Origin of the sequence: Armatimonas sp., from assembly GCF_031410135.1 — a bacterium.
Classification (GTDB): Bacteria; Armatimonadota; Armatimonadia; order Armatimonadales; family Armatimonadaceae; genus Armatimonas.
Genome location: NZ_JANNYP010000165.1, coordinates 1 through 3,832 on the forward strand (window position 1 = coordinate 1; position 3,832 = coordinate 3,832).

The 3,832-nt window shown below is 54.1% G+C and carries 3 protein-coding genes; 2 read left to right on the plus strand and 1 reads right to left on the minus strand.

What is annotated here, in order from left to right:
- The first annotated feature begins 159 nt into the window (after positions 1–159).
- Positions 160–1,374 (plus strand): type II secretion system F family protein, encoded by a 1,215-nt coding sequence (locus tag RMO15_RS05900; protein ID WP_309709148.1) that lies wholly within the window; start codon positions 160–162, stop codon positions 1,372–1,374.
- A gap of 149 nt (positions 1,375–1,523) precedes the next feature.
- Complete coding sequence (locus RMO15_RS05905; protein WP_309709150.1) at positions 1,524–3,287, plus strand: ATP-binding protein; 1,764 nt, start codon at positions 1,524–1,526, stop codon at positions 3,285–3,287.
- A 271-nt stretch (positions 3,288–3,558) separates the two neighbouring features.
- Here RMO15_RS05905 and RMO15_RS05910 read toward each other — a convergent pair.
- On the minus strand, positions 3,559–3,832 hold a 274-nt coding region (locus tag RMO15_RS05910; protein ID WP_309709153.1), incomplete at its 5' end, for a hypothetical protein.

The window sequence follows — 3,832 nt, forward strand, 5'->3', positions numbered from 1 at the left end:
AGCTCCATCGAGACTGGCTCACAGTTTGGGATGCAACAGATGGACAAAGTCCTTGCTGAGCTTCACCGCTCGGGAATGGTCACGATGGAAGAAGCAGCCAGCCGCTGTAATGACCGCGATAACTTCATGCGTCACCTGAAGGGAGGAAGCTAAACTTCCATGCCTACTTTTGTATACGATGTAATAGATACCTCCGGCAACAATGTCAAAGGCCGGATGGAAGCAGAGTCTGAGGGAGCCGTCCTGAGCCGTCTGCACGAGCAGCGCCTGCATGTCTTGGGTATCAGTGAGCACAAGACCAGCGGGCTGATGTCCATCGGAACTAAAAAAGCCGCCGGAACACCTAAGCTCCAGTCGCTGGTGGTGTTCTCACGTCAGTTTGCGACCATGGTAGATGCGGGTCTTGCGGTTCTGAAGTGCCTGGATATTTTAGAGCAGCAGACCAAAGACCTACCACTAAAAGCGGCCCTGGGAGTCATCAAGCGCGATGTCCAGACAGGTGTTTCGCTGGGAGAGTCTCTGGCCAAGCACCCGACTTGTTTCTCCAAGCTCTATGTCAACATGATCCGCGCCGCCGAGCTCGGAGGTATTCTGGACACGATTCTGGATCGCCTCTCGCAGTTTCTGGAAAAAGAGCAGGAGATCCGCCAGAAAGTTAAGTCGGCCCTGACCTATCCGGTGATCGTGCTCGTGTTTGCGATGATCATCTTGTTTGCGATGTTTATGTTCATCCTGCCCACGTTTAAGCAGATGTTCTCCGACATGCAGGCTAAGATGCCCCCGATGACCGAGGCCCTTTTTGGTATCTCGGACTTTATGGTGCACAACTGGTATGTCTTTGTTTTCGCGCCCCTATTGGGTTATATTGGCCTGAAGCAGTATGCAAAAACGCCTGAGGGCCGCTATAAGCTGGACTACATCAAGCTCAAGATTCCGATCATGGGAGAGCTTGTGCTTAAGCTCTCGGTTGCTCGTTTCTGCCGCACCTTTGGTACCCTGCTGAGCTCCGGCGTTCCGATGATGCGCGCCATTGAGATCGTGGCGGAGACCGCGGGCAACGAGGTTTTGACAAAGGCGATCCAAGAGACGAAGACGGCGCTGCGCGAAGGAAGCCGTCTCTCGCCGCCTCTTGTTAAGTCTGGGCTCTTTCCTCCGATGGTCACCCACATGATTGATATCGGTGAAGAGACGGGGCGTATGTCGGAGATGCTGGTCAAGGTCGCCGAGTTCTACGAGCAAGAAGTAGATGCGACGGTTAAGGCACTGACGAGCTTGATCGAGCCGATCTTGATTGTCTTTCTCGGGGTGATTGTTGGCTTTATCGTGATCTCTATCATGGGACCGATGTTCTCCATCATCAACCAGATCCACTAACCAAAGTTTAATCTGTCGTTTTCTTCACTGAATCGCCTTGGCGCGTTGACTGTGTGGGGGAGGTTGTTGTATACTATAGTCCCGGCGCGGCAGCTCTGCCGCGCCTCGCTATATTTTGTGTTGTATTGTAAGAAAGGACCCTGCCCTCGATGAACCTGGACGACAGCGTCGAGTCCCTCAAAGCTCAGATCGCCAACTTGGAGTCGGAGCTCAATCAGAAAAATCAGGCCGTCGTTCAGCTCGAACGCAATGTTCGTGAGCTTAACCAGAAGGTTCAGACTGCCACCGAGAATGCCCAGCCCACGGCAGAACTCTCGGAGCTGGAGGAGACCCTCAAGCGCCTGATGACCCGAATTGCGATGATCGTGCAAGGAGGCAAGTGTCTCTTCATGATCCACGATCCGGAGACTCGGGAGCTCTATGCAGGTAAGCCAGCCCTAGGTTTTGAAGACGGTCAGCTGGACGATTTTCGGTTTGGGGAAGGGGAAGGTGCCTCGGGGGTCTGCTACGCCTCTAGTAAATCCGTGATCCTCTACGATACCGAGACGGATATCCGTGAGGACTCCAAGGCCTTTGCAAAACTCGGGGTTCGCAATGGAATCTCGGTGCCGCTGATCGTGGAGAAGCGCGACGAAGAGACCAATGCCGTGGTAGAGCGCAAGACCATCGGGGTGATCTGGGTCTTCAATAAAAAATTTGGTGGGGTCTTTATTGACGAAGACGTCCAGCTTCTGGATCGTATGTCTCGCAATGCTGCTGCGGTGATCAACACGGCCTCAACCTTCCGTAAAGTTGTTGAGGAAAAAGAGCAGCTCCATGAGATGACCGATGCCCTGACCGCAGGGTTGGTGATGATCGGGCGAAACGGCCGTGTTCTGCAGATGAACTCGTCGGCGCGGCGTATCTTTGGTCTGGCTCCCACCGAAAGCTTGGGCGTGCGCACCTACGACCAGCTCGTCAAAGACGACACCGTGCGCTCGGTGCTGGTGAAAGCCCTCTCCGATGAGACGGATGTTCAGGAAGAAGTCACCATCACGGATGCTGAGGATGCCTCCCGCACCTTCCAGATTCAGTCCACTGTCGTACGTAACGAAAATGGGGATATGGTCGGAACCGCCGCGATCTTTAGCGACATTACGGAGCTGAAGAACATTGATAAGCTCAAGACGGCCTTCGTTTCCACCGTCTCCCACGAGCTCCGCACCCCGATGACCTCTATCAAGGGCTTTATCTCCACCCTGCTCATGGACGAAGAAGGTACGATGTTCGCACACGAGGATCGTCTTGAGTTCTATGGCATCGTCGACAAAGAGTGTGATCGTCTGAAGCGCCTGATTGATGATTTGCTCAATGTCAGCCGTATCGAGGCCGGTGCTTCTATGCTACCTAACTTCGAGGATGTTGAGCTTCATGAGCTGGTCAAGAAGGCCATCATGATTGACAATGGCTCAACCTACAAGAAGGATAACCACACACTGAACTTCGAAATCGCTTCCGATGTCCCCAAGATTATTGAGGCGGATGGTGATAAGTTCGAGCAGATCCTTCACAACCTAGTGGGCAACTCGCTTAAGTACTCCCCGGATGGTGGCCTGGTGCACCTTCAGGTCAGTATGAAAGATGAGAGTACGATTCAGTTCGCCATCTCGGACAAGGGCCTTGGGATGACCCCGGAGTTCCTCCAGAAGTTCGGCCAGAAGTTCGCCCGTGCCGACAACCGCGACAACCGCTCCATCAACGGAACGGGTATCGGAGCGTTTCTTGTGAAGAACTTCGTCGAGGTACACAACGGCGACATGTGGGCCGAGTCCGAAGGTCTGGGCAAGGGGACTACCGCCTACTTCACCCTCCCTATCAAGCAGCCCGAGGACGACGGAAGCAACGCTTCTCTCTCCAGCCGTGTTGCCGGATAGGCCCTCACCCCCTAGCCCCCTCTCCCAATAACAAGCCCTTCGGGTGGGAGAGGGGGAATTGTTTTTGAGACCTGCTTTAGCAACGGTTCAACGCCCCGCGATAAAGAAGTATCTCAGACGAAAGGAGGCGCAAACTTTGAACGATTTGTTCGTGTCCGCCTCCGGGGTCGGACGCAACTAGCCTGCTTTAGTCGAGTGGGTTGGGAGCAAAAAACTCCGGATAGAGAGCCACCAGGAACCTAGGTTCCTGGTGGCTTTCGCTATTTGTGTTTTACTCAGGCCGTCCGTAGAGTTTGGGAAGTTCTACGAGGAGTTTTTCTGCGGCGTCCGTCCACATCTCTCCACTGGACTTATTCATCGGAATGTGCTCTGTGAGGAGTCGGACAATGGCGCTGTGCCGATCCCAGGCGGTTTCCGGAGTGCGTTCTTTTAAGACGATCAGCAACAGATCATCGAAGCGCTTAGGGCTATCTTTTGCGCGGCGTAGTGTCTCTTGTAGAGTCGCACGAAGCTCTTCTTGCTCACCCCGTGTGTCCACCGGGGCG